The organism is Streptomyces sp. BL1 (genome assembly GCF_057628045.1).
Window position 1 is genome coordinate 1,421,494 of the sequence record NZ_JBXYWZ010000002.1, and the last position, 23,216, is coordinate 1,444,709.

General features: G+C 70.1%; 17 protein-coding genes and 1 pseudogene. 8 read left to right on the plus strand and 10 right to left on the minus strand.

Going from position 1 to position 23,216, the window contains the following annotated elements:
* Nucleotides 1-780: 780 nt before the first annotated feature.
* From AC3AGO_RS06475 to AC3AGO_RS06485, 3 genes and pseudogenes are all read left to right on the plus strand, one after another.
* Nucleotides 781-1,254, plus strand: a complete 474-nt coding sequence (locus AC3AGO_RS06475) for a hypothetical protein (RefSeq protein WP_487819158.1) — start codon at nucleotides 781-783, stop codon at nucleotides 1,252-1,254.
* A gap of 35 nt (nucleotides 1,255-1,289) precedes the next feature.
* Complete coding sequence (locus AC3AGO_RS06480; protein WP_487819159.1) at nucleotides 1,290-4,232, plus strand: tetratricopeptide repeat protein; 2,943 nt, start codon at nucleotides 1,290-1,292, stop codon at nucleotides 4,230-4,232.
* Nucleotides 4,233-4,405: 173 nt separating this feature from the next.
* Nucleotides 4,406-4,501 (plus strand): annotated as a pseudogene (locus AC3AGO_RS06485) (zinc finger domain-containing protein); the annotation flags it as partial.
* A 311-nt stretch (nucleotides 4,502-4,812) separates the two neighbouring features.
* Here the strand turns inward: AC3AGO_RS06485 and AC3AGO_RS06490 are convergent.
* Complete coding sequence (locus tag AC3AGO_RS06490) at nucleotides 4,813-7,230, minus strand: tetratricopeptide repeat protein (RefSeq protein ID WP_487819160.1); 2,418 nt, start codon at nucleotides 7,228-7,230, stop codon at nucleotides 4,813-4,815.
* Nucleotides 7,227-7,556 (minus strand): hypothetical protein, encoded by a 330-nt coding sequence (locus AC3AGO_RS06495; RefSeq protein WP_487819161.1) that lies wholly within the window; start codon nucleotides 7,554-7,556, stop codon nucleotides 7,227-7,229. The genes AC3AGO_RS06490 and AC3AGO_RS06495 overlap by 4 nt, the downstream gene beginning before the upstream one ends.
* A gap of 470 nt (nucleotides 7,557-8,026) precedes the next feature.
* Here AC3AGO_RS06495 and AC3AGO_RS06500 point away from each other — a divergent pair, with 470 nt between their 5' ends.
* Nucleotides 8,027-8,281: a hypothetical protein gene (locus tag AC3AGO_RS06500; protein ID WP_487819162.1), complete on the plus strand. Its 255-nt coding sequence runs from the start codon at nucleotides 8,027-8,029 to the stop codon at nucleotides 8,279-8,281.
* On the opposite strand, the gene AC3AGO_RS06505 is transcribed toward AC3AGO_RS06500, so the two are convergent.
* On the minus strand, nucleotides 8,278-8,766 hold the full coding sequence (locus AC3AGO_RS06505) for a DUF6233 domain-containing protein (protein ID WP_487819163.1): 489 nt from the start codon (nucleotides 8,764-8,766) through the stop codon (nucleotides 8,278-8,280). The two genes, AC3AGO_RS06500 and AC3AGO_RS06505, sit on opposite strands and share 4 nt — an antisense overlap.
* A gap of 248 nt (nucleotides 8,767-9,014) precedes the next feature.
* Here AC3AGO_RS06505 and AC3AGO_RS06510 point away from each other — a divergent pair, with 248 nt between their 5' ends.
* Nucleotides 9,015-11,099, plus strand: coding sequence for an NACHT domain-containing protein (locus AC3AGO_RS06510; protein WP_487819164.1), 2,085 nt, complete (start codon nucleotides 9,015-9,017; stop codon nucleotides 11,097-11,099).
* 604 nt (nucleotides 11,100-11,703) lie between these two features.
* Here AC3AGO_RS06510 and AC3AGO_RS06515 read toward each other — a convergent pair.
* Together AC3AGO_RS06515 and AC3AGO_RS06520 are read right to left on the minus strand one after the other, a co-directional pair.
* Nucleotides 11,704-12,498 carry an NUDIX domain-containing protein gene (locus tag AC3AGO_RS06515; RefSeq protein ID WP_487819165.1) on the minus strand — a complete coding sequence of 265 codons (795 nt, stop codon included), beginning with the start codon at nucleotides 12,496-12,498 and terminating at the stop codon, nucleotides 11,704-11,706.
* Nucleotides 12,499-12,562: 64 nt separating this feature from the next.
* Complete coding sequence (locus AC3AGO_RS06520) at nucleotides 12,563-13,120, minus strand: HD domain-containing protein (RefSeq protein WP_487819166.1); 558 nt, start codon at nucleotides 13,118-13,120, stop codon at nucleotides 12,563-12,565.
* A 187-nt stretch (nucleotides 13,121-13,307) separates the two neighbouring features.
* Here AC3AGO_RS06520 and AC3AGO_RS06525 point away from each other — a divergent pair, with 187 nt between their 5' ends.
* Nucleotides 13,308-13,967 (plus strand): hypothetical protein, encoded by a 660-nt coding sequence (locus tag AC3AGO_RS06525; protein WP_487819167.1) that lies wholly within the window; start codon nucleotides 13,308-13,310, stop codon nucleotides 13,965-13,967.
* A 140-nt stretch (nucleotides 13,968-14,107) separates the two neighbouring features.
* Here AC3AGO_RS06525 and AC3AGO_RS06530 read toward each other — a convergent pair whose 3' ends face one another.
* The 5 genes from AC3AGO_RS06530 to AC3AGO_RS06550 form a co-directional block, all read right to left on the minus strand.
* A complete protein-coding gene (locus AC3AGO_RS06530) occupies nucleotides 14,108-15,094 on the minus strand; it encodes a glycine betaine ABC transporter substrate-binding protein (protein ID WP_487819168.1) in 987 nt (328 codons plus the stop codon).
* Between the two features lie 120 nt (nucleotides 15,095-15,214).
* Nucleotides 15,215-17,266: an amylo-alpha-1,6-glucosidase gene (locus tag AC3AGO_RS06535; protein WP_487819169.1), complete on the minus strand. Its 2,052-nt coding sequence runs from the start codon at nucleotides 17,264-17,266 to the stop codon at nucleotides 15,215-15,217.
* Complete coding sequence (locus tag AC3AGO_RS06540) at nucleotides 17,263-18,747, minus strand: MGH1-like glycoside hydrolase domain-containing protein (protein ID WP_487819170.1); 1,485 nt, start codon at nucleotides 18,745-18,747, stop codon at nucleotides 17,263-17,265. The genes AC3AGO_RS06535 and AC3AGO_RS06540 overlap by 4 nt, the downstream gene beginning before the upstream one ends.
* Nucleotides 18,675-19,475 (minus strand): sugar phosphate isomerase/epimerase family protein, encoded by an 801-nt coding sequence (locus AC3AGO_RS06545; RefSeq protein WP_487819171.1) that lies wholly within the window; start codon nucleotides 19,473-19,475, stop codon nucleotides 18,675-18,677. Before AC3AGO_RS06545 ends, AC3AGO_RS06540 begins: the two co-directional genes overlap by 73 nt.
* A gap of 153 nt (nucleotides 19,476-19,628) precedes the next feature.
* On the minus strand, nucleotides 19,629-20,675 hold the full coding sequence (locus AC3AGO_RS06550; RefSeq protein ID WP_487819172.1) for a zinc-dependent alcohol dehydrogenase: 1,047 nt from the start codon (nucleotides 20,673-20,675) through the stop codon (nucleotides 19,629-19,631).
* A 125-nt stretch (nucleotides 20,676-20,800) separates the two neighbouring features.
* On the opposite strand from AC3AGO_RS06550, the gene AC3AGO_RS06555 reads away from it, so the two are divergent.
* Nucleotides 20,801-22,207, plus strand: a complete 1,407-nt coding sequence (locus AC3AGO_RS06555; protein ID WP_487819173.1) for an ABC transporter substrate-binding protein — start codon at nucleotides 20,801-20,803, stop codon at nucleotides 22,205-22,207.
* Nucleotides 22,204-23,178 carry a carbohydrate ABC transporter permease gene (locus AC3AGO_RS06560; RefSeq protein ID WP_487819174.1) on the plus strand — a complete coding sequence of 325 codons (975 nt, stop codon included), beginning with the start codon at nucleotides 22,204-22,206 and terminating at the stop codon, nucleotides 23,176-23,178. Before AC3AGO_RS06555 ends, AC3AGO_RS06560 begins: the two co-directional genes overlap by 4 nt.
* Nucleotides 23,179-23,216: the final 38 nt, after the last annotated feature.

Sequence of the window (23,216 nt, forward strand, 5' to 3'; positions counted from 1 at the left end):
CTCGTTATCCACGCGTGAGGGCTGTCTCACGACTGGACGAGGAGCCACATGACGAGAACAGCACCCGTTCTGCTGAGCCGCACCAGCCACTCCCGAGCGCGTTCGTGCCCGGGAGCGAGTTCGGAACTGCAGGGCATCTTGCAGCACTTGAGGGTACTGGAAGGGCAGCCGTTCATCGCTTGGGAACGACGGCAGCTACGACCTGGAGCTCAACCGGTTGCTGCGCGAGCTCCCGAGCTGGGGCGTGCCGACAGACAACAGCGTTGAGGGGTAGTCCCGTGATCTGATGCTGTTCTGCCGGTTCCTGGCCGAGTCGCGGGGTGGCAAGTCCATCTGGGAATACGGGGGGGGGAGGAGGACCTCCGCGCCTACAAGCGGGGCCGGCTGCTGGCCGAGGGACTGGGCGGAGCGGGCTGACCTTGGAGGGCGGGAGCCGCCGGTGGCCCTACTCCAGGATCGGGCCAGTCGGCCGCCTGCGGCTGGTCCGTGGCAGTCAGGACGGCCAGCCCGTTGGGCCGCTGTGGCTGTAGCTGGGCGATGACGGGGCGGCGCTGAGGACCTCGGCCTGGCAGTCCGCCTTCCGCCGCGCAACGAGCGCGGGCTTCGGTATCGACATAGATGTGGCCGGCGAGGCAGGTACTTCACCGGGCCACCCTCGCGCATTGTCCACCCGCCATAGATGCGGCGGCGCGCGGGTGCCGGGAGGCGGTTGCTGAGCGTAAGTTGAGTAGAGACGCTCCGTAGATGCCGGCAGGTCGCTGCGGTCGCGGATCGACCGGCATGCACCGCGCGACAACTTGGGGGAACCGGATGCTGGCTGAGGCGATGACGGTACTGGCCGCGGCAGGGGGCAGCGCGGTGGTGCAGGCGGCGGGCACGGACGCGTGGGAAGGACTGCGCAGCCGGCTGGCACAGTGGTTCGGCCGGGGGGACGCGGCCCGCGAACGCGGAGAGCTGGAGCGGCTGGAGCGCAGCGCTGCTGAGCTCGAAGCCGCTGAGACCGGTATCGTCGACCGTGTCAGGACACGGCAGGAGGCTGTGTGGGCCACCCGCATCGAGAGCCTGCTGGAAGATCTGGACGATGATGAACAGCGGGCCCAGGCCGCCGACCAGCTGCGGCAGCTGCTGGAAGAGGCCGCCCCGGCCCCGGCCGGCGAGTTGGGGTTGGTGTCCGGCAACACCTTCAATGGCCCCACTGCCTTCCAGGCCGGCAGCCATAACCGGCAGGACGTCCGCTTCGGCCCCCAGCCGTGACCACCCCCGGCGCCGGCCCGGCGGGCGATGGCGGCGTGCACGACAACACTTTCACCGGCCAAACCGCGTTCCTCGTCGGCGATCACGGCACCCAGAACGTCCAGTTCGTCTACCAGTGGAAGCCCGCCTACCGGATCGAGGACTTTCCCGCCACGCCCCGGCCGGTGTCCGCCCGAGTGCTGGCCGAGCAGCCCTCCCGGCTGCTGCGGGCGGTCCATCAGGTGGTGCCCTTCACCGGCCGCCACGACGACCTCGTGGACTTGGCCCGCTGGCGCGACGATCCAGCCCCCCGGCTGGCCGTCCGGCTGGTGCACGGCCCCGGCGGGCAGGGCAAGAGCCGCCTGGCCGCGCGCTTCGCCGACCTGAGCCGCGAGGCCGGGTGGACCGTGTGGCAGGCCTCCGTCAACGAAACCGGGGCCAACCCCATCGCCACCAGCCCGATCCCCGAAACGGGAACCGGCATCCTGCTGGTGGTCGACTACGCCGAACGCTGGCCCACACCCGACCTGCGCAGACTCCTGCGAGAGCCGCTCTTGCACCGCACCATTGCTCCGGTGCGGATCCTGCTGCTGGCCCGCCCGGCCGGAATCTGGTGGGAGAGCCTGGACACCTGGATCGGCGATGAGTTCGACATCTCCGCCGAGCTCCATCCCCTGCTGCCACTGGCCGATGACCCATCCGCGCGCGCCGCCCTGTTCCACCAGGCCCGCGACCGCTTCGCCGACCATCTCGGTCTGCCCCCCGACCAGGCCGGTCGTATCGGCCCGCCCCTGGACTTGAACATCGACGAGGACTACGCCCAGATCCTGACCATCCATATCGCCGCCCTGGCCGCCGTCGACGCCCTGCTGCATTACGAGAGCGCCCCCACCAACCCGGCCCGGGCCTCCGCCTACCTCCTCAAACGCGAACGCGCCCACTGGAGCGCCCTGCACCGGCGTGACCCCGATCCGCTGTCCACCACCCCGGACGCGATGGGCCGCACCGTGCTGACCGCCACCCTCACCCGTCCCCTCGCCCGCACCCACGGCCAGACCGCCCTTGACCAGATCGGGCTTGCCGACTCCACCGCCGTCGCCAACACCCTCTTGGACGACCACCGCTACTGCTACCCCCCGCCCCAGGCCGAGTCCGCCCACACCGTCACCGTGTTGGAACCGCTCTACCCCGACCGCCTCGGCGAGGATTTCCTCGGCCTGACCACCCCAGCCAACCCCGACGACGCCGGCACCCCCCATCCAGTGCCCGGGGCCGTCACCGACGACTGGGCCCACCGGGCCGCCGCACGCCTCCTCCTCGGCCCCACCAACACCATCACAGCTGTGCCGTGGACCCGCGACGCTCTGGCCGTACTGATTGAAACCGCCCGCCGCTGGCCCCACTTCGCCACCGGTCAGCTCTACCCCCTGCTCAAGAACCACCCAGAACTCGCCCTGCACGCGGGCGGCACCGCCCTCGCCGCGCTGGCCGGCCTCGACAGCCTCGACCTCACCGTCCTGGAAGCCATCGAGCCCTATCTCCCCGAAGGCCGGCACACCGACCTCGATGTCGGCATCGCCGCCATCACCGTACGGCTGGCCCGCCACCGTCTGGCCACCACCGACGACCCCGCCACCCGCGCCCGCACCCACGAGAGCCTCGCGATACGCCAGTCCTACGCCGGACTCCGCGACGCAGCCCTCACTGCCAGCCAAGACGCCCTGCAAGCCTGGCGCGACCTCACCCGCACCAACCCCGCCCACCAGCCCGACCTCGCCGCCTCGCTGACCAACCACGGGGCCTTGCTGTCGGAGCTCGGGCGGCGGGAGGAGGCCCTGACCGCCACCGAGGAGGCGGTGGAGATCTACCGTCGGCTGGCGGCGGGCAACCCAGCCGCCTACAACCCCGACCTAGCCACCTCGCTGTCCAACCTCGGAGCCTTGCTGTCGGCGGTGGGGCGGCGGGAGGAGGCCCTGACCGCCGCCGAGGAGGCGGTGGAGATCCGGCGTCGGCTGGCGGCGGGCAACCCGGCCGCCTACAACCCCGACCTCGCGCGCTCGCTGTCCAACCTCGGCGTCCGGCTATCGGAGCTGGGGCAGTGGGAGGAGGCCCTGACCGCCGAGCTGGAGGCGGTGGAGATCTACCGTCGGCTGGCGGCGGGCAACCCGGCCGCCTACAACCCCGACCTCGCCAACTCGCTGTCCAACCTCGGCCACCATCTGTCGGGGGTGGGGCAGTGGGAGGAGGCCCTGACCGCCGAGCTGGAGGCGGTGGAGATCCGGCGTCGGCTGGCGGCGGGCAACCCGGCCGCCTACAACCCCGACCTCGCGCGCTCGCTGTCCAACCTCGGAGCGGACCTGTCGGCGGTGGGGCGGCAGGAGGAGGCCCTGACCGCCACCGAGGAGGCGGTGGAGATCTACCGTCGGCTGGCGGCGGGCAACCCGGCCGCCTACAACCCCGACCTCGCGCGCTCGCTGTCCAACCTCGGCGTCCGGCTATCGGAGCTGGGGCAGTGGGAGGAGGCCCTGACCGCCGAGCTGGAGGCGGTGGAGATCCGGCGTCGGCTGGCGGCGGGCAACCCGGCCGCCTACAACCCCGACCTCGCGCGCTCGCTGTCCAACCTCGGCCACCATCTGTCGGGGGTGGGGCGGTGGGAGGAGGCCCTGCCCATCACCGAGGAGGCGGTGGAGATCCGGCGTCGGCTGGCGGCGGGCAACCCGGCCGCCTACAACCCCGACCTCGCGCGCTCGCTGACTGTCTGGGCATGGGTGCGCTATCGAGCACAGCAGGACCCATCTGGTGCGCTGCGAGCTACGGGGGAGGCGGTAGAGATCTACCGCCGGCTCGTGGCAGCCGTACCTGCGCAGTTCCTTTCACTGCTCCGTTTTGTGCTGGGCTTGCAGGCGGACCTACTCCTCAGGCTCGGGCGTGTGCGGGAGGCAGGGGACATCCGGAGCTGGCTCGCAGCGAACGACCCAGAGTCCGGCTCACAGAAATGAGTAGTTCTGAGAGATCACGTCCCCCCGCAGAACCATGTCCGATTTACCTCCGATCTCCGTTCTCGTGATCTCTCGCAAAACACGGTTCGCACAAAACCCCTCCCCATAGGTTCTGCGACATGCCCCAGCTCGCCGAACCGGCTGCCACCGTCGAATAGTTCGACTGCCCTACCTGTGAGGCGCCCGCCGACAGCACCTGCCGCACCCGCGGCGGCAAGGTCGCCCCGCAGTACCACACCCCGCGCTTTGCACGGCCGTTCGCGGCATAGCCTGCACAAGGCCCGGTCAGCAACTGGCGTCACTCACGGGCAAGTTCTGAGACACTCCGGGATGCAAGATGGCGCCCATCTCTGAGACACACAGGGCGTGCGACACCCGAGCAGCTCGCATAACCCCGTCGAGGACCGCACCCGCAGGGAGCCGCAGTGCAGACTCGACGAGGTCCGGCAATACCGGCGTGATGAGCCGGCCACTGCGTGCCTGTAGTTCGACGCCGTCCTCGCTGCGGAAGATCAGGCACCGCCAGCCGTCCTTCTCCAGACTGCGCATGTCTCACGAGACATTGGGCCCCGTTCGGGCTCTATGGCCCTGTGAGATCCATCCCGTCGGCCGCATCATGACGCTCTCTCCAACGCTCATTGCACGTGGCAGCCAAGTTCCACAAGACCGTGCCTTCGCTGTGCCGGTCGCCGGTCTCCCGGTAGATGGCGGCGGCTTGTGTGTGGGCGGCGATGGCGTCCTCGAACCGCCGCACTCCCCGCAGCGCACTGCCGAGATTGTTCAGCGCCGCGCCTTCCCCGTGCCGGTCGCCGGTCTCCCGACAGATTTCCAGATCGCGGGTGTGGGCGGCGATGGCGTCCTTGAACCGCCGCACCTGTCGCAGCGCATTGCCGAGGTTGCCCAGCGCGCTGCCTTCGCTGTGCCGGTCGCCGGTCTCCCGGAATATGGCGACGGCGTCGGTGTGGGCGGCGATGGCGTCCTCGAACCGCCGCACCTCCCCCAGCGCATTGCCGAGGTTGTTCAGCGCGCTGCCTTCGCTGTGCCGGTCGCCGGTCTCCCGGAATATGGCGGCGGCGTCGGTGTGGGCGGCGATGGCCTCCTGGAACCGCCGCACTCCCCGCAGCGCACTGCCGAGGTTGCCCAGCGCGCTGCCTTCGCTGTGCCGGTCGCCGGTCTCCCGGAATATGGCGGCGGCTTGGGTGAGGGGGGTGATGGCGTCCTCGAACCGCCGCACCTCCCCCAGCGCATTGCCGAGGTTGTTCAGCGCGCTGCCTTCGCTGTGCCGGTCGCCGGTCTCCCGGAATATGGCGGCGGCGTCGGTGTGGGCGGCGATGGCGTCCTCGAACCGCCGCACCCCCTGCAGCGCACTGCCGAGGTTGCCCAGCGCGCTGCCTTCGCTGTGCCGGTCGCCGGTCTCCCGGAATATGGCGGCGGCGTCGGTGTGGGCGGCGATGGCCTCCTGGAACCGCCGCACCCCCTGCAGCGCATAGCCGAGGTCGTTGAGGGCTGTGGCCTCGTCGTGCGGTTGGCCGGCATCGCGGGCGGTGTGCAGGGCCGTGGTGCTGAGGGTGATCCAGTCCTCGAAGTAGCGCCGCCAGCTGAGGAATCTGCCCAGGGCGTAGAGGAGGTTGAGGCTGAATTCGGGGTCCCCGAGGGTGGGGGCAGCTGTGGCGGCGGCGAGCAGGTTGGTGTGTTCGGCGTCGAGCCAGGCCAGTGCCTGGTCGCGGGTGGTGAAGCGGTCCGCGGGCTCACTCTGGGAATCCAGATGGGTGTCCGCGGCTTCGGTGGTGTCCTGGTAGTGGTGTAGCAGGCGGGCCAAGGCATCGGGGCGTTTGTCGGCTTCCGCACGGTCGCGGCCGTGGTCGTCGGCGTAGAGGCGGAGCAGGTCGTGCAGGCGCCAGCGACCGTAGACGGCGCCGGGTTCGATCAAGTGGGCGCGGGCCAGGGCCTGGAGGCATTCCTCGGTGGTGTAGGCGTCGGTGTCGGCGAGGTGCGCGGCAACCTCGGTGGCCAGGTCGGGTCCGGGGTTGAGGGGCAGCAACCGGAAGAGACGCGCCTGCTCGGCACCCAGGTGGGCGTAAGAGAGATCGAAGACGTCGCGGACGACGAGGCTGCCGCTGGTCAGGCGGTGCACCCGGTGCCGGGTATCCGCCAGGACGTCGACCAGATCAGCCAGCGGGCGGGCGGGGAATTCGGCGATCAGCGCGGCGATGATGCGCAGCGCCAGTGGCAGATCTCCGCACAACTGCGCGAGAGCAGATGCGTCTTGGGCCGCCGGCCCGATACGGGTGTCGGCCGGCCCGCGGGCCTGGGCGACGGTCTCGCGCAGCAGCTCCACAGCATCGGGCCGGTCCAGGACATTCAGGTCGCGCAGGCGGGCGTTGAGGTCGGCCAGGGTGTGGCGGGAGGTGACCAGGGCCGCAGTGCGGGAATCGCCCGGCAGCAGGGGCTTGACCTGGTCGCTGGTGCGGGCGTTGTCCAGCACGACCAGCAGGGGGCGTTCCTGGTCGGCGTAGGCGGACAGCACCGAGCGGTACAGGCGGGCACGCTCCTCCAGGCCAGGCGGAACGTGCTCATCGGGTATCGCCAGGTCGCGCAGCAGCGCGGCCAGGGCCTGTTCGGGGGCGAGCCGGCGCTGCGTGTCGTAGCCGAAGAGGTCGATGAAGAGGACGCCGCCGGGGAACCAGCCGCGCTGCAGGGCCTGGTGGGCGGCCTGCACAACCAGTTCGGTCTTGCCCACCCCCGGCAAGCCGGCCACCATTGCCACCCCTCCCTCCCCCTGCGTGAGCTGAGCTGGGGCCAGCAGGTGCGTTAAGTCCGCCAGTTCGGAGGCACGCCCGGTGAAGGCGGGGGAGGCAGGGGGCAGCCCGGCCAGGGCCGGGGTGATCTCCCGGGGCAGTTGCAGGGTGATGTTGCGGCCCTGCACGACGACGTTGAAGAACACCCCGCCACTGATCTCGTTGTGCGTGCCCGGCTCCGCACCCCTGCGCGAGGTCACTGTTCCTCCTCCGGTACTGCCTCACCCGCATTGCCACCAGGTGCGGCCTCGGGCGGGGGCGCGGGGGCGTGGAAGGTCAGGTTGGAGAAGTCCCTGCCTTGCATCACCGGGCCGTGGAAGTCGCCGCCGCTGATCTCGTTGTGCACGTCCCCGCCGATGTGCAGTTGCTCGGCATGCTGCGCCCACTCCTGCAGCGCGGATGCGAAACCGGGCTCCACGGCGGCCCGCACCGCCAGTGCGGTACTCAAGGCCTGTGCCCGTTCCTGGACATCCGGCGCGGCCTCCAGTGCCGCCAACTCGCGCTGCCCGGAGCCGATTTCCGGCACGTTCCCCTGGCTGCCCGCGCGTGTGAAGGGACGGCGCACCAGCGCGGTCAGGGATGTCCATGTCTGCCGGCCCAGCTCACCCCCCGCCCCGCTGGCCAAGGCCACCAACAGCGCTACCGATATTGGATCCATCCCGCACCCCCGAGCTCGGCGCCCGCATCGCCGCGGACACGAGCCGCCTGTCAGCAGCACACACCCCACACCAGCGCGCCGCAACCAAAGCACCGCCCCAACTGCGCTTCGCCTCGACCGGAAAGCGAACGTCAGTGACCACCTGGGCGAGACACCTCTCAAGTGTCTGGAGAACCGTCAAGCTTCGGCTCGAACGCCCACCGATCCCCCGAGGGCAGTCTCGTCACGCGGCGGGCGAGAGCGACGGTGATCGGCGGACGGAGGCTCACGTGATCAGCATGCGGATACCGTGTCGTCGTCGCACGGTGGAAACGCAACCGCCGTTGAGGGAGGCACTCATGAACAAATATGTAGGGGAAGTGCGCCTGATCGACGGAGACGAACAGGCCGAGGCGCAAGCCGACCTTGAAGGTGACGGGGACGGTTGGGGCGGCGTCGTTTTCGCGGATGGCCCCAACGAGGACTTTCACCGCTTCATGCGCAAGACGATCACCCTGCGATTCCCCGCTGGCGAAGAGGGCACGGGCATGATCACAGCTACGAACCTGCAGGGGAGAGCGGACTTCCTCGGCAACGGCTCGGCTCCCTTCTAGGAGCTGCGCATTTCAGTCAGCGCTCGATCGGGCCGGCACACGTCACAGATCTGCACCGGCGTTGCGCCCGACTCCCCCAGTACGGAGGCGCAGGCCTCCGCCTCGGTGATGCGCTGCTGCTCACCGCTCACCTGCCAGCAGTCCCAGCGGTGCAGCCGCCACTCCGGCCCATCCGCCACCTGCAGCCGAATACGGGACAGCACCCACTGCCGCCCGGCAATCGCGCCCGTCGTGGGCACCGCGTCGTACCGCTCGCCGGGTATCGGTACGACGTCGTCGGAGTGCACGTTGATCGGAGCCACGGCCGCCGTCGGTTTCGTCCGCCCGTCAGGGTGGATGTGCCGGTCGGGGAGGATCACCTCGCACTCGTACCACCACTCCCCATCCGTGGTGCGGGTACGCGCGGTGACGATCACGTCGAGGGCCTGGCCGTCGGGCATCGTCGCCCGCGCCCACGGCCACGCCCGATCAATCCAGTCGCTCACACGTTCGAGACTAGATCGCATGCAGCGCACACTGAAGATCGCCCCTGTGAGACTTAGCGCTTGAGTCGGCCCAGTTGAGCGTCACAGTTGGCCCCACTGACATCGCATGCCAGCGGGTCCGGGCCAATGGATGCCGTGCTGCTGCTCCCAGCATCGCCTCCGACCAAGCCAGGACCAGGGCAGAGACCGCCGCGGTGCCAGTGACGCAGTGGCTGTCCAACAGGGGGTGCTGCCGCCATGCTGAACCTATGACCGGTCGGGGGATGAAATGGGTCGGAGCGACGTTGTACGCGGCGCTCCTCATCGGAGTGACGCTCTACTACTTCCGCCTCGATGGGCTGGAAGAAGCCGATCAGGCCAGCAGTGTGATCGGCGCGTATATCGCGCTCCTCGGTGTTCCTGCCGTCCTTGTTGGAGTCGTGCAGCTGTGGCGCCGACAACGGTCGACTCCGGCGTTGGACGAGGCGGCCGGGCAGCTCGCGGTAGCGGTCAGAAGGCAATGGGACGCGGAGTCTGCGGTGCGCCGGGTCAACGACCCCTATCCGCTACCGGTCCCCTGGCGTGCCGCGGATGAGGATCTTGCCGAGCCCTGGCCGCTGTTGACTGAGCTGGCCCGCGCGTGGCCGGGCGGGCCCCCCGGGGACCCCTCCCAATGGCCGCATCAGGCCACTGAGTTGGCGGGCGAGGGCGCCCGGATCGGGGAGGTGTTCACCGACCGGGTACCCACCCAGCGCCTGGTGGTCCTGGGAGAGCCCGGAGCCGGCAAGAGCGTGCTGCTGATGCGGCTGCTGCAGGACCTCCTCGCCCGCCGCACCGACGATGAGCCGGTACCTGTGCTCTTCTCCCTCGCCTCCTGGAATCCGGACCAGCCGCTTCAGACGTGGCTGGCCAACCAGCTGCGACGTACCCACCCCAGCCTGCGCGCTCCGGCTCCCGCCACGACCACCTCCGCCGCCTCGGGGGATCTGGCCCAGGCGTTTCTAGAGACCGGTCGCATTTTGCCCCTGTTCGACGGTTTCGACGAGCTGCCCCGAGGCCTTCACCAGCGCGCCCTGCATGCCCTCAACCGGGCCCTGCCCACCCGTCAGCCCCTCGTCCTGGCCGCCCGCGCCGCCGCTTACCGGGCCGCGCTGAGCGGTCCGGGTCCCACGGTCCGCCTCAACGGCGCCGCCGCCATCCAACTCCTCCCCCTAACCCCCGATCGGGCAGCCGCCTACCTTCGCCGGGACGCGGGTGGCCCACACACCCCCGCCGCTGCCCGATGGAATGCCGTAGCCGCCGAATTGGGCACCACCTCGCCAGCCGGGCAAGCACTGAGCACCCCACTGGGGCTGTTCCTGGCCCGCACCATCTACAACCCCCGCCCTGGCGCCGCATCCACTGCCGAGGTGCCGCACCCGGCCGGGCTGTGCGACACCGAGCTCTTTCCGGACCGTGCTGCAGTGGATCGGCATCTGTTCAACGCATTCATCCCGGCCGCCTACGCCCCTGACTCCCCCAACCCACCCCACTGGAGCAGCCAACAAGCCCACCGCGCCTTCGTCACCCTCGCTCACTTCCTCGAACACCAACGCCACGGCAGCCCGGACCTAGCCTGGTGGGAACTCACACAGGTCACCCCGGCATACGCCCGCCGCCTCACAGGCCTGCTCGTAAGCGTGCTCTTGGTCCTGCTCGTGGCCATGTCCGCAGGCGGAACCGTGGGCGTGCTGGCGGGCGGGGTCGCGGGCGGGCTCGCGGGCGGGATCGTGTCAAAACCCACGCTCGGACGGGATTACGTCACTCCGAGCATCGGGTTTCGTTGGTCGCCAGGCAGTCTCGTGGGCGGGCTAGTGAACGGTCTCGCGCTCGGGCTCGCGGCCTGGCTCGTGCTCTCGCTCTGGAGCGGGGCCACAGCTGAACCTGTGCTAGGGCTCGTTGTCGGGTTCGCCGTAGGGTTTGGGATCGGGCTCATGCCGAAGGAGCCCGACTTGGCCTCTAGCATGGGACCAGTCACGCTGCTTCGCGCAGACCGTAGAGCCTTCGTCACTGCGCTTGGGGGCGGGCTCGCGCTCGGGCTCGCGCTCGGGCTCGCGTTCGGCCCCAGGGACTGGCTCACGTTCGGACTCTCGGTTGGGTTCGCGTTCGGGCTCACGGTCGGGCTACAGAATTCAGTCTGGCCACACTTCGTACTGGCCCAGGCCTACCTGTTGGTGCGCCGCAAAGCACCGCGGGGGCTGACGTCGTTCTTGCACGACGCGCACGAACACCGCGGCGTCTTGCGGCAGGTCGGGCCCGTATACCAATTCCGCCACATCGAACTGCAACGCCACCTCGCCCAACAACACCTTTGATGACGCATTGGACACCGCCGACATGGCATCCCATGCTCGGCGAGGGCGACCGTGCTGACCTTCAATAATGAAGGGGCAACTCTGACGCTTAACCGGGCCAACTCAAGTGCCAAGAGGCCAACTCAACAGATCGCACCCGCGCCTCCCCAGCCGAGTGGGCCCCGCATCACAGCGACTGAGGCTTCGCACCCGACCCACCGTCCGCCGGTGTTCCACCATCGCGAAGGCACACCAGACCATCCGGGTCGCCCGAAGCCGGCTGCAGCGAATAGCCACCCCGGGCGCGTCTGCCCATCATGTCCGTCCGCTCCGTCCTCGCCCGCCGACCCAGGCAGTCCGGTCGCCACCGCGTCGCAAGGTTGGGAGAAATTTGGGAGATGATCTTGTTCTCCTGGCGCGCCGAGGCCTACCGAGACCAACCCATACCAAGGCTCTGACCAGCGGCTTCAACATCCGCCGCAGGCAGGAGAACTGATCGGACGTTACTGGGGGTCAGGGGGTCGTGGGTTCAAATCCCGCCGTCCCGACAGCAGCACGGCAGTTCAGGGCCGGTCTCCTCTTCCAAGGAGACCGGCCCTGAGTGTTGTTGGGGCGTGCAGTCCGCTCACGCGGGCTCGTCCGTGGGTGGTGGGAGCTGACCGGGATGGGCCAGCAGATAGTTGAGGGCGACGAGCGTTCCGGCGCCCATGAGCTCGCCCCGGGCCATGAGGCCGCGTACGTCGCCGAGCGGTACCCATTCGACGTGGCCGGCCTCCTCCGCGTCGGTCGGCTCGCCGATGTGTTCGGCGCCGCGGCCGATGTGCACGGTGTGCGGGGAGTCGACCATCCCGCCCATAGGCTGGAACGTCGAGATGTGCTTCAGCGGCCCCGGCCGCCAGCCGGTCTCCTCCTCCACCTCGCGGGCCGCGGCCGCCTGCGGGTCCTCGCCCGGGTCCACGATGCCGCCGGGCAGCTCCCAGCCGAACGCCCGCGGTACGAACCGGTACCGCCACAGCATGAGCACCCGGTCCCTGTCGTCGACGACGGCCGCGACCGACACGTGGTGCAGCCGTACGACGTGGTGCTCGAAACGCTCCACGCCGGGCGGGTCGACGTCGACGAGGTCGAGGTTCACCCACCGGTTCTCGTAGACGCGGCGCTCGCCGTGAATCCTCCACGGCTCCACGCCGGTTGGACGCTGCACGCTGACGCCGCCCGCGACGCGGTAGGTGCTGCGGCCGGAAACCTCCAGCAGTCCCTCCGAGACGAGGCGCGCCAGCGCCTGCCGCAGCGCGGTGCGCCTCACGGGGAGGGCCGCTTCCAGTTCGCGCGCGCTCGGGATCCTCTGTCCGGGCTCCAGGTCTCCGGAGTCGATCCACCCACGGATCGCGTAGTACGCCTCCGTGGACTGCGGTCCCATACGCGGAAAGCCTCCCGGATCTCTCGGCGTGTGCGCGGTTCGTGCTGCGACGGCAGCCGCGCGGCTAACCCGGTATTGCCTTCGCCATGCGCTGTTCGACGCGTTCGGTCGCCGCGTGAATCTCCGGTGCCGCGGCGTGGATGAACTGCGTGACGAGGTCGCCGGGCCCGTACCGTTTCGCGATTTCCGCCAGGCGGGAGGCCGGCTCTGTGCGCTCGCCGTCCGGCGTGGTCGTCATGTCGCAGAAGATGAGCGTGTCCACCAACTCGGGCCGCTCCATGGCGAACTCCTGCTCCAGTTCGTCCCGCAGGCCGCGCTTCTCCGCCTCCAGAAGCGCGCAGGAGTGGTGCGTCACGAGCCGTACCACCCGCTCGTCGGCGTTCTCCTGCTCCCGCAGGAAGCGCGCCCCGTCGAGCGGGTGGAAGCCCGTGGTCGCGATGGAGGGCGCATACCCGACGTCGTGCAGGACCGCGGCAGCCACCAGCAACTCGGCGTCGTTTCCGAGGACGGGCTGGAGCTCACGAGCGCGCCGGGCAACTCCGAGCGAGTGCGCCCAACGCCGCGGCAACGCCTCGGCAAGCATCGCCCCGGACAACGCATACGCCCACTCGGCCAACCCCATACAGCTCAGCCTAGGAGAGCGGGCCCGCCTTCATCTCCATTGCGCCGTAAGAGACTTCCGCCGTGGGTGCTCCGGGCTCCTGTGTCCGGCTGCGGCCACAAGAAGTCCGGAAGTGAGTAGCGGTACTCATGGGCCGTGAGCCACTCCGCCGTTACGGAGGGCCTGCGGAAGTCCTAGCGTCCTGGTGATGAGCGAGGACGAGAAATCCGCAAGTTCTGCGCTGAAGACCGCGGGCAAGGGATGCGGAGTTGCCTTGCTGCTGCCGGTGGTATTGATCGCCGGCATCATCGTCACTTATGCGGCAGAACGCGCCTGGCCCGAGGGATACCCCACCGCTCGACCGCTCCCTGTGGCGAAGCGCGTCTTCGGTCACTCGCAGGACACCTTCGCTGCGCTGGACATCAACCGGTCCGTGCCGGAAGGGTCGTTCGACCGGGAAACGGGAAACGAAAACTCCCTCAGCCCCGACATTTGTTACCCCGACGGGCTGGAGAGCATCGCCGGCGAACCAGAGAAGGGATCGTTCCGCATCCATCACGGCTGGATGCTGGGGAAGGTGGGCAAGGAGCAAGGCTATGCGGCTCTGCGCCGGGCCCGCAGCCACCTCGTGGAGCGCGGGTGGCGCATCACCGAGTTCGAGGCGTTGGGCCGGGCCGGAAGCTGGTCGCTCAGGGCCGAACGGAAGGACGGCTACGAAGTCAGTCTCACCTGGGAACAGCACCTCAACCGGCTCGACGGTGGGTCCGGTTCGCCCTGCAAGACACATCCGGACGGGCGGGGGCACGAAGTGACCGACCTGCCCCGGCCGCCGGCCCTGACGCCGACCGTCGGACATGGCGGCGAATGAGCGCGCGGTTACGTCCCGGCCCGCCCACACTTACGCAGTCCGGCGCGTACCGGCGTGCACCGGTACGCACCGCGCGCGTGTCATCGGCGGTGACACGCGCGCGGGGCGTCGTCGGTCAATGGGGCCCCGGGGCACAGGGGTTATTCGTCTTCGCCGAGGCCCCAGAGCCAGATCTTCCATGTTTCGGGGTTCTGCTTGACCCATTCCTCGGCGGCGGCGTCGGCCGAAAGGCCGTCTTCCGCGATGCGCTTGGCGACCTTGTTCTGGTCTTCCTCGCTCCACTGGAACTTCTTGAGGAAGGTGGCCGCGTCGCCGCCCTTCTTGCTGAAGCCGGTGTTGAGGTATTTCTGCAGTTCGGCGTCCGGGTAGCCGCAGACCACCTTCTGCTGTCCGCTGTCGCAGCCGTCGTAGTAGCCGGGCAGGTTGACCTTGGTGAGTTCGACTTCCTCGCCCACCCAGTGCGGGCGCCACCAGTACGTGAGGAAGGGTTCCTTCTTCGCGGCGCGCTCGCGGATCTCCTTGAGCTGCGCCTGTTCACTGCCCGCGTAGCGGGTGCGGTAGTTGAGGTTGAGGTTCTTCAGCAGTTCCTCGTCGTGGGTGAGGAACTGCTTGGAGCCTTCGAGGAGTTCACCCGTGCTGCCGCCGTTCCGGCCGGCGAACAGAGAAGCGTAGTCGTTGAGGTGCTGCCATTCGGTGATGTTCTTGTGCCGGTCGGCGAGGTAGGTCGGGATGTACCAGCCGGTCTGGCCCTTCACGCCGAGCGAACCGGCGGGCACGACCGTCTTCTTCTGCTGGACCCACTTGCGCTGTTCGGCCTTGCGGCCCCAGTCCTCGAGGATGGCGTCCGCCTTGCCCGTGCCGATCGCCGTCCAGGCGTCCGCTTCGTCCATCTTCCGCAGCTGGACCTTGTAGCCGAGTTTCTTCTCCAGGAGGTAGCGGGCGACCGCGCCGTTGGCCTGTCCGCCGGTCCAGGTGGGGACGGTGAGAACTACAGCTTTGTCACTCTGCGTTGAGCTTCCGCCGCAGGCGCTGAGAGCGAGGAGGGAGAGCACGGCGAGGGAGATCCGGGCATGGCGCATCAGGGGCATGACAGTGCTGACCAGTTGGTTCAGGGTACGTGGGGGCACTCACGATCCTAGACGCCGGTGACGGTCCCGCGGTACGGGGCTCCGTGGGGCGCACTAACCTCCGATTACCTGGAGTAAATGACCCGGCGTGCCCTCCGCCTCACCCGCCGTCAAGCCGAGTCAAGCCCCGTCAAGCTCCTCTCCCCCGAATTCCCCCTGGTCACGCCCCTGTTCCGCCCGCAATGCCGTGAGCAGCGCCAGCGGGGTCGCCGCAGCCCATGCCTGCGGGGAGCACGCGTGGGGGTAGGGGACGGGGCCGGGGTGGGTGTCGCGGCCGTATCCGGCGAGGACTTCGGGGAGCCGGTACCCGTGCCGGGCCGCGGCGGCGATCATCCCTTCGGCCACGGTACGGGCCTCGGCGTGCAGGCCGTACCGGACGAGGCCGAGGGCAATGAGCGCGTTGTCCTGGGGCCAGATGCTGCCGCGGTGGTACGACAGCGGGTGGTACGTGCGCCCGCCCGCGGCAAGGGTGCGTACGCCCCAGCCGGAGAAGAAGTCGGGTTCCAGCAGCCGCCGTCCCACGGCGCGCCCGGCGGCCGGGTCCAGGATGCCGGACCACAGCAGGTGCCCGGCGTCGGAGGCGAGGGCGTCCAGGCGGCGGCCCGTACCGTCGAGGGCGAGGGCGGGGAAGTCCTGGCCCGGTGGCAGGAAGCGGTCGGCGAACCGGCGGCGGAGCGCGGCCGCTTCCCTCTCCAACCGCTCCGCGTAGGGCTCGTCGTGCCAGATGGTGCGGGCCAGGCGTGCAGTACGGCGCAGCGCGTCGCACGCGTAGCCCTGCACTTCGGCGACCATGACCGCGCCGGTGGGCGGCGTACCGTCGGCCGAACAGATGGCGCCCGGTGAGTCTTTCCAGTTCTGGTGGGCGAGTCCGCCCACGTGGGGCTCGTACGCGAGGAACCCGTGGGTGTCGAGTCCGCCGTCCCGGAACATCCAGTCGACGGCGGCCCGGGCGTGCCCTTCGAGGCGGCGGGCAAGAGCGCTGCCCGGTCCCGAAGTTCCCGCGGCTCCGCCCGACTCGGCGCCCTCAGGCTGCTGTTCGGCGTACGCGGCGAGGAGTACGAGGAAGAGGGGCGTGGCGTCGACGGAGCCGTAGTAGCGGCCGTAGGGCACCTGCCCGAAGTGGGCGAGTTCGCCGTGCCGCACCTCGTGGACGATCTTTCCGGGCTGGGCGAGCCGTTCCGGGTCGTCGTGCCGGGCCTGGGTCGCGGCGAGCGCGAGCAGCGTGGCCTCTGCGAGGGCCGGACGGTACGGGAGGGCGAAGAGGGAGGTGAGGGCGGAGTCGCGGCCGAAGAGGGTGAGGAACCAGGGAACTCCCGCGCCCGGTACGCGAAGTGGCTCACCGTCCGGCCCGTGGCTCGTGACGCGCAGGCCGGCCAGGTCGGCGAGTCCCTGTTCGCAGGCGCGGGCGAGTTCGGGCCAGTCGGCGAGGGTGGCGGGGGCAGGTTGCTCCGCGCTGAACCGGTGGGCTTCCGCGGCCAGTCGGGCGTGCACATGCGCAGGGTCTTCATCGCAGGGCGCGGGCTCCGGCACCCCGTGCGGAACTGCCGTGACCCGCAGCCGGATTTCCGCTGTGCCGTGTGGTAGGAGCGTCAGGAGCCAGGTCAACGTGCGGGCGGTACCGGTCAAACTGTCGCTCGGTGCGTCAGCGCGCACCGTGCTGTCGGGCGGCGGGTCGGCCACGACTGTCGTACGGGAGTGCCATGCGTCCCTTGTGTACGTGAAGGTGACGCCCTCAGGGCGCTCGGTACAGGTACGGATGGCGCCCGGTTTGTCGAACGTACGGCGCGTGGCCCGCAGTTCGAACTGGTCGGCGAAATCGGCGTCCATGGTGACGGCCAGCCGTACGGTCGTCGTCTCGTCCGCGTTGGCGGTGACGCGCAGAAGTTCGGTCAACGTGTCGGCGGTGACGGCCTGTTCACGGAACACGGTGTAGGCGGGCGGCGCGGCGCGGGTGCCGGGCGGAGTCAGAACGGCAGCCGTACCGTCGCCGCCGGGGACGAGCACAGTGGGCGCCGCGCCGTCGGTGGTGAGCTGCCAGCGGCTGAGGTGGCGGGCGTCGCGGCGGAACAGTCCGTCGGGTGTGGTTCCGGGCGTGCCGTTGATGTCGCCGGCGGGGTCGAGTACGGCGAAGGTGCCGTCGTGGACGAGCAGTTGCGTCCCGTTCGTGCTCACGTGTGCTCTCCCGTGGATGTGCCTGACCCCTGCTCTCCAGACGACGCCAGCAAGTCGAGCGCCAGAGCCGCCGTCCAGCTGAAGTCGCGGGTCCCACGCCCCTCCCCCGTGTACGGGTCGAGGTACTCGGCGAACCGGGAGCCGGCCGCTGCGTCCAGTGCCGCGGTCCGCAGCGCGTCGGCCTGCGGGGTCTCGCCGTGTGCGCGCAGGCCGCGTTCCAGCAGCCAGGCGACGTTGAACCAGGCGGGGCCGCGCCAGTAGCGGCACCGGTCGAAGGCGGGCCCGTGCAGGTCGTAACTGGGCGGCATGGCAACGGTGTCGCCGAGGCCGAAGTGTTCGCCGGCGGCGGTCGCCAGCAGGCTGTTCACCAGGGGGCGCGGCAGTCCGGGGGCGATGAGCGGCAGCAGTCCAGCGGCGCTCCGTTCCCGTACGAGCTGCCCGTCGTGCAGGTCGCGGCTGAGGAACTGGCCGGTGTCCGCGTCCCACAGCCGGTCCACCAGCACCGCTGTCAGCCGTTCCGCCCGCTCCCGGTGGACATCGGGGTCGACGCCCCCGCAACCCGCGTCCCCCACGAGGGACGCGAGCTCGGCAAGCGCGTGTTCGGAGGCGATGAGCAGCGCGTTGACGCCGGGGTCCTCGACGGCGAAGGGGTGCGGGTCTCCGGCGTCCCGGTAGCCGCGGTCGCGGTAGGCGGCGGCGAGGCGTACGTAGCGGCCGTAGTCGAGGTCGGTGGGCCGGTCGGCGGCGGCACCGTGGTCGAGGTCGGCGCGGCGGAAAGAGCCGGGCGCCGCGGGCTCGATCCGCGTCAACGGGCCGTCCCAGCAGGGGCTGTTGTCCATGCCCGGCTCCCACGGGTGCACGATGGCGGCGAGTCCGTGGCCGCCGAGGTCGCGGCTGGTGGTGAGGTAGCGGTGCCAGGCGGCGAGCCGCGGGTAGACACGCGCCGCGAAGCCCCGCCGACGCGAGAGGCCGGGGTCGGCGCGGTGCACCAGCAGCGCGGCGAGGGCGTGGACGGGAGGCTGCACGATGCCGGAGGTCTCGGGGGACCGGGGTGCTCCGGCGGGGGCGCCGGCCGTGGTGGAGCGCCAGAAGTCGGGGCTGGGGAAGTAGGCGTCGAGGGGCACGGCCGGGTTGAAGACGATGTGCGGGATGCGTCCGTCGTGCCACTGGGCGCCGAGCAGCGTCTCGATTTCCTGCTGGGCGCGCAGGGGTGAGAGGTGGCGCAGGCCGATGGCGATGAACGCCGAGTCCCAGCTCCACTGGTGCGGGTAGAGGCTGTGGGACGGCACGGTGGAGCGGCCCGTCCAGTTCCGGAACAGTACGCGGCGTGCGGCGCGCCGCAGCCCGTCCCGTCCGGTGTCACGTCCGAGGTGCTGCGCGGCGCCGGCCGGGGTGAGGAGTGCCCCGGTCACCGGGCCGCCCGGGCGAGGAAGGCCGGGATGGAGCGGACGGCGTCGGCGGGGTCGCCGGTCAGCCGGCATTCGAGCGCGAGGTGTCCTGTGTAGCCGGCGCTGTCGAGGGCGCCGAGCCAGGCGGCCCAGTCGAGGTGCCCGGCGCCGGGCTGGAACCGGTTGGAGTCGCTGACCTGGGCGTGCCCGATGTACGGGGCGGCGTCGAGAAGGGCCGCCGCGGGGTCGGCCTCCTCGATGTTCATGTGGTAGCTGTCGACGCCGATGCGGACCGAGTCGAGGCCGACCGTACGGATCAACTCGGCTGCCTGTTCCAGCCTGTTGACCATGTGGTCCTCGTAGCGGTTGAGGGGTTCGAGGAAGAGAGAGACGCCTTCCGCGCGCGCGTGTTCGCCGAGCTCGGTGAGCCCGTGGAGCAGTACGTCGCGGTCCTCCTGCTCGCTGCGGGGCGGTTCGAAGGGCGGCAGTCTGCGGGAGAACATGCCGTACGAGGCGGGCGTCTGGGCGCCGGTGCCGCCGAGTTCGGCGATGACGGACAGCTGGGACTTCATCTGGGCGAGGGCGTCACGCCGCCGGTCCGGGTCGAACGCGGCGAAGAAGTGCAGCATGTCGACGCAGACGGTGGGCATGACGACGCCGTCGGCGCGTGCCCTGCGGAGTTCGGGCAGCCGGTCGCGGAAGTGGAAGTCGCCCTTGCCGCGCAGTTCGATGGCGTCGTATCCGGCGGCGCGTGCGAACTCCCATTTCTCCTGGAGGGTTTCGCCGGGGAGGAGTTGTTCCTGGCAGGCGGTCTGGAACATGCTTCGGTGCCTTTCACAGCGTGCGGCTCACAGCGTGCGACGGTTCGGCGTGCGACGGTCGGACCCACGGCGGCCGGACCTACGGACGGCCGGACCCACGGACGGCGGCGCGGCCCGGAGCTCCGGCCCGGAGCTCCCTCCCGCGCCCCCGGCTCAGAACTCCAGGACCATCTGGAGGGCTTCCTGGGGGCGTTCGTCCAGCAGGACGTACGCGTCGGCGGCTTCGGTCACCGGTATGACGTGGCTGACGAGGGATTTCACGTCGACGTGTCCGTCGGCGACGAGCCGCAGGAACGTCTGCTGGAGGCGGTCGACGGTCCACCGTCCGGCGAGTTCCGGCGGCACTCCGCCGATCTGCGAGCAGATCAACTGGACGCGGTTGTGGTGGAATTCGTCGCCGAGCCGCAGCGCCCCCGCGTCGCCCTGGTAGAAGCCGGAGGCGATGACGCGGCCGCCGGGTGCCACGGAGCGCAGCGCCTCGTGGAGTGCCGGGTAGGCGCCGCTGATCTCGATGGCGGCGTCCGCTCCGCGTCCCGCGGTCTCGTCCCGTATGCGTTCGGCGACGGCGTCCGTACGGGCGTCGAGGGTGCGGGCCGCACCGTACCGGCGTGCCGTCTCCAGGCGTTCGGGGAGCGCGTCGACGGCGGTGACGCGGGCGCCGCTGAGTTCGGCGAGGCGGGTGGTGAGCAGCCCGATGACGCCCTGCCCGAACACGGCGACGTCCTCGCCGAGCCGGATGCCCGCGCCCAGTACGGCGTTGTACGCGATGGCACCCACGCGCGCGAACGCGCCGGCGAGGGGCTCCAGCCCGGCGGGCAGGGCGTGCCCCGTCATGCGCTCGGCGGGGACGATGCCCTCACTGCGGTGCCCCCAGATGCCCCACACGAGGTCTCCCACGGCGGGCATCCCGGGCCGGCCCGTCAACTCGGGGGACAGCTCGGTCACTTCGCCGACCTCGGAGTACCCCCACCCTGCGACCGGGTAGGCGATGCCGGCCTCGTCGTCCCGGAAGAGCCGCGCCTCGGGGTCCCAAGTGCGGGTCAGATAGGGGTTGGTGCCGCGGTACGCGGTGAGTTCGGTGCCCGCGGAGATGCCCGAGTAGCGGGTGCGGACGCGCAGATGGCCGGGCGGCAGCGGGGCGCTCTCGTGCTCGGCGACTTCCACCTGACGCGGGCCGGTGAACTGGACAACTCGTTCCACAGGGGACTCCGAAGGGATTCGCTCCACCAGTTTCGTCGAAGATACATCAGAGTTACGTCTTGTAAAGAGACAGAACTGGTGCTGGGATGCACGTCCATCAGGCAGAAATCGTGTGAGGACGAGGCATGCTCAAGTGGACGCGGCGGTCGAGGGCGACCGCGGCCGGTCTCGCTGTGCTTCTCAGCAGCAGCCTGCTGGCGGGCTGTTCGGCCCAGGAGAAGAGCGCACCGGACAGAAAGATCACGGTGTGGACGCAGGAGAACCTGCCGGCCCGGATGACGGCGACCCACAAGGTCGTCGACCGCTTCGAGAAGCGCACCGGCATCCAGGTCGAGCTGGTCGGGGTCGACGAGGCGCAGCTCCCGCAGCTGATCATGTCGGCCGCCGCGGCCGGTGACCTCCCCGACGTCATCGCGGCCCTCCCGCTGGGCCAGGCATGGCAGATGTACGGAAACGGGCTGCTCGACACCCGGCTCCCGCGGCAGATCATCGACGATCTGGGGCCCGGCACGTTCAACGCCAACGCGCGCAAGCTGACCTCGGACGGCGGCACCCCGCTGACCGTCCCCTCGGACGCGTGGCTGCAACTGCTCGTCTACCGCAAGGACTTGCTGAAGAAGGCCGGACTGCCCGCACCGGACACGTACGCGTCCCTGACCAGGGCGGCCGCGAAGCTGGACCGCGGCCGGATGGACGGAATGTCCGTCGCCACCGACCCCGGTGACGTGTTCACCCAGCAGTCCTTCGAGAATCTCGCCCTCGCCAACAACTGCCGGCTCATCGACGGACACGGCAAGGTGCAGCTCGACTCCCCCGCATGCCGCGAGTCGTTCGCCGCCTACCGCAGCCTCGCCCGCGACCACGGCGCGCCCGGCACGCAGAGCGTGGACTCGACCCGGGCCACCTATTTCGCCGGCAGGTCGCCGATGCTGCTGTGGTCCTCGTTCCTCCTCGACGAGCTCTCCGGGCTGCGTGCCGACACCGTGCCCAGCTGTCCGCAGTGCAAGAAGAACCGCGGCTATCTGGCCGAACACAGCGGCATCAGCACGGCGTTGCGCGGCCCGCACGGCAAGAAGCCCGCACCGTTCGGCGAGATCACCTCCTGGGCGGTGACGAAGTCGGCGGAGAAGGGCGCCTCCCGAAGCTTCATCGAGTACATGATGAGCGACGGGTACGAGGACTGGTTCGGCATGGCCCCCGAGGGCAAGATCCCGGTCCGGGAGGGCACGGCGGACGACCCGGACAAGTACACCCGCGCCTGGAAGAGCAGCCGGCTCGGCGTCGAGGCGTCCGTCCGCAAGCCGCTCGACGAGATCTACTCCGACGAGCTGCTGGACCGGCTCGCCGGCGGCGTCGGCAGCATGCGGCGCTGGGGAATCGACCAGGGCGAGGGCGCCCTCGTCGGCGCCACCAACGGCGAACTGCCCGTCCCCAAGACCCTCGGAGCGCTCGCCGGCGGCCAGTTGACGTCGGAGGAGGCGGCGCGGGAAGCCGCCGACGAGATCGAGGCGCTGCGGAGGTCCCTGCGATGACCACACACACTCCGCCCCGCGAAGCACGACGCCCCCTGACGCGCAGCCGGCGCGAGAACCGCGCGGGACTCGCCTTCGTCACCCCGACGTTCGTCGTCGTCCTCGTCGTCGTGGTGCTGCCGATCCTGTGGACGCTGCTGCTCGCATTCCAGCGCGCCCGGCTCGTCGACATCCAGGGCATGAGCCTGTTCGGCAACTGGTCGCTGGAGAACTTCGACAGCGTCTTCGCCTCGCCCGGCTTCTGGTCCAGCCTGGGCACCACCCTGCTCTACACGGTCGGCGCCACCGTCGGCTCGACGGGCCTGGGCCTGGTCGCGGCGCTCGCGCTGCGCAGGCCGTTCCGCGGCCGCGGGCCGCTGCGCGCCGCCATGCTGCTGCCGTACGTGGCGCCCGTCGTGGCCGTCGCGTTCGTCTGGGAGATCGCGCTCAGCCCGCAGTTCGGCATCGTCAACGAGTGGGGCGCCAAGCTGCTCGGCTGGGACTCCCCCATCGCGTTCCTCTCCACCCGCGAGTACGAAGTGAGCCTGCTGGGGCTGCACTTCGAGGTGCCGCTGGCGCTGCTCACCGTCATCGCCTTCGAGACGTGGCGCTACTTCCCCTTCGCCTTCCTCTTCCTGCTGGCCCGCCTCCAGGCCGTGCCGGACGGCCTGGAGGAGGCCGCGAAGGTCGACGGCGCCGCGCCCACACAGCAGTTCCGGTACGTGCTGCTGCCGCATCTGATGCCGGTGATCGCGCTGCTGTGCGTGCTGCGCTTCATCATGACGTTCAACAAGTTCGACGACATCTACCTGCTGACCGGCGGCGGTTCGGGCACCGACGTGGTGGCGGTGCGGGTGTACGACTTCCTCACCGCCCGCTTCGACGTCGGCGCCGCCGCTGCCCAGGCCCTCGTGCTCGCCGTGGTCCTCATGGTGCTGCTGGGCATCTACTTCACGTTCTTCGCCCGCAGGACCGAGGAGGACGCGCGATGAGAGGAGGCGCGATGAACAGCACAGCGGTACGCACGGAG